General features: G+C 36.2%; 4 protein-coding genes and 1 pseudogene. 3 read left to right on the top strand and 2 right to left on the bottom strand.

Going from position 1 to position 7,897, the window contains the following annotated elements; all coding sequences use genetic code 11:
- Positions 1-30 precede the first annotated feature (30 nt).
- Complete coding sequence (locus H9631_RS07040; protein WP_191811314.1) at positions 31-3,204, bottom strand: collagen binding domain-containing protein; 3,174 nt, start codon at positions 3,202-3,204, stop codon at positions 31-33.
- 395 nt (positions 3,205-3,599) lie between these two features.
- Here H9631_RS07040 and H9631_RS07035 point away from each other — a divergent pair, with 395 nt between their 5' ends.
- The 3 genes and pseudogenes from H9631_RS07035 to H9631_RS22820 all read left to right on the top strand — a co-directional run bounded on the left by H9631_RS07035 (position 3,600) and on the right by H9631_RS22820 (position 7,188).
- Positions 3,600-3,764, top strand: coding sequence for a hypothetical protein (locus H9631_RS07035; protein WP_191811312.1), 165 nt, complete (start codon positions 3,600-3,602; stop codon positions 3,762-3,764).
- Positions 3,765-4,026: 262 nt separating this feature from the next.
- A pseudogene (locus H9631_RS22825) lies at positions 4,027-5,964 on the top strand (ATP-binding protein); the annotation flags it as partial.
- Between the two features lie 264 nt (positions 5,965-6,228).
- On the top strand, positions 6,229-7,188 hold the full coding sequence (locus tag H9631_RS22820; RefSeq protein ID WP_404801721.1) for a response regulator: 960 nt from the start codon (positions 6,229-6,231) through the stop codon (positions 7,186-7,188).
- A 231-nt stretch (positions 7,189-7,419) separates the two neighbouring features.
- On the opposite strand, the gene H9631_RS07025 is transcribed toward H9631_RS22820, so the two are convergent.
- Positions 7,420-7,884: an NUDIX domain-containing protein gene (locus H9631_RS07025; RefSeq protein ID WP_191811310.1), complete on the bottom strand. Its 465-nt coding sequence runs from the start codon at positions 7,882-7,884 to the stop codon at positions 7,420-7,422.
- Positions 7,885-7,897: the final 13 nt, after the last annotated feature.

Genomic DNA, 7,897 nt, shown 5'->3' with positions numbered 1-7,897 from the left:
GCACCTCCTTCAGTTGATACATTGATCATACTAAGAGGGGCTGCATAAAAATATGCGTTGTTTGATTGGGGGCTTACTGTTAGTTGTTGTTTGAGCCAAGATATAGGAGGAATAAGTAACCCTATAAGTGTCCTTTGTCTCTCCATGAATTTTCAACTCAAATTTGTTGCCTGTTACCTCTAATTCATAATCTTCCCCATCAACTAAGAGCTCATTAGAACCTTCTTTTGTAATCTTAAACGAATCTTCTAGCAAAATTTGTACGCTCTCATCGCCTAAGTCATCCGTTACAACGACGTCCTTTAGCTTAGACTTTGATTTATTAACGATGATTTCCCAATCAATCGTCCAATCCTCTTTATTGTGCACACCTTGTTTTCCGATAAACTCTCCTTGATGTGGCAACTGAACATGTGCTTTTAGGTTATGTTCTTCCCCTTCACGTGGGATAAATTGAGCTGTATTTTCATATTTTTCATTACTGTTATAGATGCCGTCTTTATCGACAGTTTTAAATACGATCCGATAGCTTTGGTCAATTTTTCCTAAATCAATTTTAATTTCATCGTTATCCGTAGTCATTGCGAAGTTTTCTGTTACATCGTCTCCTACTGTTACTCCGCCTTTTTCTCCGATAGACGTTTTAAAAATTTGAATCGAACCATCTACCAATGATTGGTTGTCAGCAATCTTATCAATAAACTTTGCATCTTCAAGGCTTAACTGGTTGTAGTTCACATCAACAGTCCAAGTAATTTCTTTTGTTTCATTATCTACTGAACCGTTCTTGACACCATTATTTTTCGTTTGGAGACTTGGATCCACTTTATCTCCAATTTCAAGTTCGTAGTCTTCCCCGTCACTTGTTTTATAGGACAAGTGTAAACCATTCGTAAAGTTTGGCTTCTTTTCCGTATCGCCAAAATCATACGTAAACTTAGTCTGGTACGTGATAGTATAAGCTTCGGTAATATCTCCAAAGTTAATCTCAAAACCTTCTTTGGCCGCATCTACAGTAGGTACCACACCATCTTTTGCAGGGGTAATTTTAATGGAGTTTTCTACTAGTTTTTGACCAGACCCTGAAAAATCATCTGTTAAAATGAAGTTGCTCAAATTCTGTTTATCTGTGTTTACAATAATAGTCCAGTCAATCGTTTGGTCTTTATAATTGATCTCACCATGACCTTTTCTACCAACTTGCTGGTAGACACCTTGACTGCTTTCCGCTTTTTTTCCATTTAATAGGACTTTATTCGTTATTTTTCCATCATTTGTAATATAAGCCCCATCTTTAGCTACTGTTTTATATTTGAAAATAAAAGCTTTGTTGGTATCTTTCTTTAATGTATACGTCACTTTATTTCCAGCTATGTTTATGTCGAATAAATCCTCTGGAGCAATTGAGGTGGTTCCCACTGAACCATCTTTGTTGAAAGAGTCTACTTGTTGAATTTCGATATTTTTAATCTCAAAAATATTATCTAAAGTTTTATCCCCAACTGTAAATGTGAATTCATCTGTAATCATCTCGCCTGCTTTTAAGGCTTTTTCATTAAAATTCGCCTTAACAGTCCACTCGACGGAACGATCATTTTTGTTAAATGAACTTGATGTTTTCTCAAGCGATTTCGGTCGGGAAATGGATACAGATGATCCAGCTTCAGCATTGTCTTTATTATCCGAAATAAGCTTTGCTGTATTAGAATATGAAGTTGTGCCTTCTTTATCTTTTTCATCTTCTTTGATTTTGGTTCTAAAGGTTAGTTTGTATGATTTATTTGTATCTCCAAGTTCTAATTCTAGCTTTTCATTACTTGAATTATTCTTAAACTCTACTACACTGTCTTTTTCTCTTATAATATTTCCTTTTAAATCTACTTCTACTTCCTTCAAAACGATAGAATCAGTGATTAAATCCTGACCTGCTAATATTGGATCTTGAATGATAGCATTTTCTAATGAGTCTCTAGTGGTGTTCACAATCACAGTCCACTCAATTTCCGCTGCATTAAAAGATCCGCCAACCGGTTGCCCTGATTTTCCAATCGCTTGACCTTTCTCCGGTTTTACATTTACTGGGATTTTTGTGATTATTTCATCATTCACTTTAAATTCCAGAATATTTTCCGTCGTTGTGATTTTCTGTTTGTTCAATTCTGTTTGTACATAGAAATGGCCGTTAACATTCGGTACCTTTTCGATATTTTCATTAAAAGTGAATAGGACCTTGCCATCCAAGCTGACTTTATATGTTCCAAATTCCGTTTCTCCATCTGTTAACACATTACTGATCTCATTATAAATAGCCAGTTGTTCAGGTAATTGTAACTCGAATGTATCACCTGCGATATACTCATGATTATTAGGTAATGCCCAATCAAATTCTACTCTTAAATTTTCCTCTGAATCAATCATTTCTCCATCTTGAATCGCTGACTCATCAGCTTTTTTTAAAATGAGTGATCCATCTACGATAATGTTTTCTTCAATTCGCTTCGGAGCACGTTTCTCCTCATCATTTAACACTTGCATCTGAGCATCCGATTTCTTTTCTTTAATGGACGTTTCTTCCGCTGATCTTCCTTCTGTCTCAGCTTTTGACACGTCTTCCTCAGTTACTTCTGCCTCCGAGTCCGGCGCATCTTCCAATTGAGAATCCTCTGATTCTGATTGATCATCTGTCTCGAAAGACACATGAATAACTTTTTCTTGTTGATTCAAGGTAAAAGGAATCGCTACTTTTTCATCAGAATCTATGACGTCCCCATTAAAATTGACTTGAAGTGTCAACGTACCTTCGGCATTCGCATCTGCTTTCTCATTAAAAGTAAATATTACATATCCATCAGCGGAAACATTGTAAGTACCGATTTCTTCATTGCCAGATGTCAACAGCTTTTCGTCTTGTGCTTTTGGAATCACTTCCGAAGGCAGCATATACGAATATGTGTCTCCTTCACTCACTTCCATCTCCGCTAAAGACCAATTGAAATTCAAATTCACCTGCTCATCTTTGTTCAGCTGATTATCTGGATTTTGGTCTGCGTCTACAACAGTTCCTTGTTCATCTGTTATCGTCACATCTGCAAAAATACTTTGTTCTAGTTCTTTAGCTACTGCCGTAAGCGGGATGGAAGAACTTAAGACAGTATGTGTGACCAGTACAAGTATAAAAGTGATTAAACTAATCTTTCTTCTCATTTAAACATTCTCCTCTCATTTTTTTTACAGTGCCCTTTATTCATCAAACTGCTGATCAATAATCCCTCCCTTTGACCTATTAGTTATCAAATTTTTTAAAAGTATCTTTTTCAAACTCAACATTTTCTCAACAAATAGGTATTATGAACTGATAAACTGAACAAAATCTGTACATCTGAACTTACAAAAGTACTTTTTAACAAAAATGGCGCTTTCATTTATAAAAAACTGTTGATTTCCATTCTATTTATGTCGGTTTTTGTCGAATTTTCTTTTTGGAGTTTCCAATTTAGAAAAGGTTTGCAGAGATTCAACTGTATTCTGTTTCAGAAAATGTAAAGACGAAAGTGCTATGATTTTATTAAAAGAATCTGGTTAATGCAGGAGAGGATTGTATGAAAAGGGAACAAATCAATATACGGATATCAAAAGAACTAAAAGAAGAATTTTATTCATACTGTAAGAAGGATCATCTAAAGCCTTCAAGATTAATACGCGATTGGATCAAGACGACTGTTGAAACAGACAGAATGAAAAACAATCACTTGAATCTGAAGTAATTTTTGTTGAAAATTACTGTACCTTTTTCAAATCCCTTCACAGGGATTTTTCTTTTTGTAAAAACAAACACGTGAAATCAAATTCAGAAACTTTGATTTCGCGCGGTGTTGTCACAATCTCTACTAAAATCCACTAGTTTCAATCTATCTTTCATCCACTTTTTTCTTTTTCTAGAAGTCCATCATTTGAAAGAAATGTTCATTATGCTCTTTAACACAGCGTTAGAGTTCACTGTTATAATAGACTTAAAGATTTAACAAGATGAAAGGAGGAGTTGGCAACAAGCAGCCAACAACTCTAATGAAATTAAGATATATTTTTTTAATTCTGGGAATATTTCTAGTTAGTTTATCCAGCTTTCGCATTTTCTGGGCTGAAACCTTGAGCAATCATAAGCAAGTACCGATTAGAAACGGGCATTTAGATATACGCAACTGGGATGTTGAGAAAGGTGAAATCCTCTTATTGGATGGAGAATGGGAGTTCTACCCCTCCCAATTTTTAATAGAAGAGGAAACTCAGCGCAAACTAGAAACTAAAGTACCAGGACTCATCGAAGTTCCTGGAAAATGGAATAAAGCTTTAAACGCTAAGGAGCCAACTCCCTTTGGATTTGCTTCCTACCGCTTACTTCTTTATGTAAATCCGAAGAAGGATGCGAACTATAGTATTCAAATACCAAGTGTGCGAAGTTCTTCAGAAGTCTATGTCAACGGGCGACTTTTAGCAAAATCGGGGGAAGTCGCAAAAAGCAAAAATGAATCCGTCGCAAAAAATCTGCCTTATTCAACTACTTTTACAGCAGATGAACATGGAGTTATTGATATCATTATTCAGGCAGCCAATTATAAAGATATTCGGGGAAGCGGGGTCGTCCGTTCAATTAAATTTGGTTCTGAAGAAGCCATTGCCAAGGAAGTAAAGTTTTCTTCATCTATGCAGATTTTGGCTGCCACTATTTTTCTTGTACATTCTGTTTATGCAATTATTTTATTTTTTCTGGGAAACAAGGACAAAAAACTGCTACATTTCTCAGTGCTTACTTTAGGGATAGCATTGATGAATTTAATAAGTAACAATGAAAAATTATTTCATCAAATGTTCTATGTAGGATATGAATGGGATTTTCGATTGGCAAATGTGCTGATACCAATCGTATGTTATGCCTTATTGGAATGTACGGATCATCGCCTGCTTCCCTATTGGCGGAGAATTTTTCCGATTTATTCTATCCTCATTTGGTGTACGGCTGGAATTACATTATTTTTAAGTCCTGCCCAAATCATTACGATTTTTCCGATTTATTTCCTGATGGCTGGCATTACTACAGTCATTATGTTGATTGCGATTTTGAACAAACTTATTCGAGATATAGAAGGCAATCTCTTGCTGCTCCTTTCTCTAGCGGCTCTCGGTCATCACTTCACCTGGCTTATCCTTTGGAGAGAAAGTGGGATCAGTGTTGCCTATTATCCTTTTGATTTATTTATTTCCATTGGATGCTTTGCATCTATTTGGTTCAAAGATTACTTTAAAATACATACTGAAACAAAGGAACTGGCGTCAACATTACAGAGGATGAATGACCACAAAGATCAATTTTTGGCCACTACTTCACATGAGTTTAAAAATCCGCTTCATGGTATGTTGAACATGTCACAATCTATTTTGGAAAGAGAACGGGATTCTCTACAAGACCGAAGTGTGAAAGAGCTCGAAACAATTCTATCAGTTGGACGTAGAATGACTCTATTATTAAATGATTTACTTGAAGTTAGAAGCCTTCAGCAAGGAAATCCAATTCTAGTGAAAAAACCGATTAAGGTCCAACACATCGTTGAAGGGGTTCTGGATATGCTTCGTTTTATAGGGGAGGCAAAATCCCTAAAGATGATCAATCAAATTCCGAATGATTTCCCACCAGTAATTGCTGATGAGAACCGATTAATCCAAATCCTCTTCAATTTACTCCATAATGCTGTTAAATATACAAATGATGGAAAAATTACAATACGGGCTTTTGCAAAAAATAAAAATGCCTTCATTGTTATCACAGATACCGGTATCGGAATGGATGACAACATGCGTAAACGCCTGTTTAAGCCCTATGAACAAGCGAATTCAAAAGAGACGATGATCGAAAGCGGATTTGGATTAGGGTTAAGTATCACTAAGCAATTGGTCGAACTTCATGGTGGGAGTTTAGAAGTATCATCAGTTCTGGGAGAGGGATCTGAATTTACATTTTCCCTTGGTTTGGCAAATTCAAAAGAAATGGGAGAGAACTTCGGTCATGTTCCATCACCAGCAATTTCGCCAGAGATTGTTCATGCTCAGGAAAAAAGCACACTCAGCTTGGAAGAAGTCCAAACTCCGTCAATGTTTGAGCGACAGGTTTCAGAGGAAGAGGATTGTTGTCGCTCTGCTGTATTAGTTGTTGATGATGATCCGGTTAATCTTCAAGTGCTTGAGACTATATTGCCTCCTGAAAAATACGAAGTCACCACAGTCACAAGCGGCAAAGAAGCTTTGGCGTTACTAGATAAAAAGGAATGGGATCTGGTTATCTCGGACATTATGATGCCTCAAATGTCTGGGTATGAACTCACCCGACTGATTCGTGAGCGGTATTCACTTACTGAACTCCCCATTTTATTGCTTACAGCAAGAAGCGAACCAAGAGATATCCAAAGCGGTTTCCTGGCCGGAGCAAACGACTACGTAAAAAAACCTGTCGAAGCATTAGAAATAAGATCTAGAATCGAAGGATTGACGACAATCAAAAAGGTCGTTCAAGAGCAACTGCAGTTAGAAGCTGCATGGCTCCAAGCTCAGATTCAGCCTCATTTTCTTTTCAATACTTTAAACGCGGTAATTGCTCTAAGTGATATTGACTTGGATAAAATGCGTAATCTGCTTGAAGAATTCAGTCATTTTTTGAGGCATAAATTTAAATTTCAAAATATGGATGAGCTAATACCTATTGAAGAAGAACTTAGCGTAGTACGTTCTTATCTATATATTGAACAAGTAAGATACGAAAACCGCCTCCAAGTGATTTGGGAGATTGATGAATGTGAAGATCTAAGAATTCCATTCCTTACAATCCAGCCCTTGGTCGAAAATGCAATTCGGCACGGTATTATGAAACGTATTCACGGAGGTCAGATTTTCATTCGAGTTTCAGTTCGTGAAACGTACACTGAAATCTCTGTAGAAGATGACGGAACAGGTATGGATAAGGACACAATATTGCGAATCAAGGAGACAAGGGCGGGCAGTAAGTCTGGAGTCGGGCTAATTAATACCAACTTGCGGTTAAAACGACACTTTGGAACAGGCCTTGAAATCGAAAGTACGCCTGGACATGGTACAAAAGTATCTTTTATTGTGAAAAATAAGGTTCGATTAGTAACTAAGTGAATCATATTCATCTGTCCTTCAAAACTCATTCTCGTGAAAACGGCAAGTCAAAGTAAAGGCTTTTTATAAAAAAATAATCAAGAAAGAACGATCCTCAGGTGTGAATAGTTCACTGAAGATCGTTCATTTTTAGTTGGTTCGCTGGTGAATTGGGTATGCATTTTCCTTAAAAAAATTGATCATTTTCTACTAGCATTGCGCCACAATTGCGCTTTTTTGTTCAAATAGATTTTAATTAATATCACCTAAGTAAACTGGAGATTTCTCATTATTAAAATGCTTTATTATATATTTTCTTAGTTCTTTGGGATATATTCTATTTTGAAGTAAATCATTAATATGTATCCATTCAATCCCTACTTGATAGCTATCAGGATTTGTAGGTGCTTTTTCATTATTCATTTCATTTACCAGGCTACAAACAAAGTAAAATTCAATTTGGTGAACGTTAAAATCAAGTGAAAAATGCTCATGATTTTTTCCAATATATTCGCGAATATGAAGCAGTTCTCCGATTTCAACTTCTTTTCCAACTTCTTCCATACACTCTCTGATTAATGCCTTATGAATTGTTTCTCCCTGTTCTTGTCCACCGCCAGGGAAAAGATAAAAGTCCCCTTCTTCATCCCTATTTTTTGTTAATAAAATTTTATCTCCACTAATGATAATAGCTTTTGCTGAGTTTCTAATGCTCATATGTATCTCTCCT

This window comes from Bacillus norwichensis, assembly GCF_014836955.1.
Classification (GTDB): domain Bacteria; phylum Bacillota; class Bacilli; order Bacillales; family Bacillaceae_C; genus Siminovitchia; species Siminovitchia norwichensis.
This window is presented reverse-complemented; position numbering and strand designations above follow the sequence as displayed.

Bases quoted from the DNA above. Each gene is read 5' to 3' on its own strand.
- H9631_RS07040 (WP_191811314.1), bottom strand. From the start codon at position 3,204: ATGAGAAGAAAGATTAGTTTAATCACTTTTATACTTGTACTGGTCACA.
- H9631_RS07035 (WP_191811312.1), top strand. From the start codon at position 3,600: ATGAAAAGGGAACAAATCAATATACGGATATCAAAAGAACTAAAAGAA.
- H9631_RS07025 (WP_191811310.1), bottom strand. From the start codon at position 7,884: ATGAGCATTAGAAACTCAGCAAAAGCTATTATCATTAGTGGAGATAAA.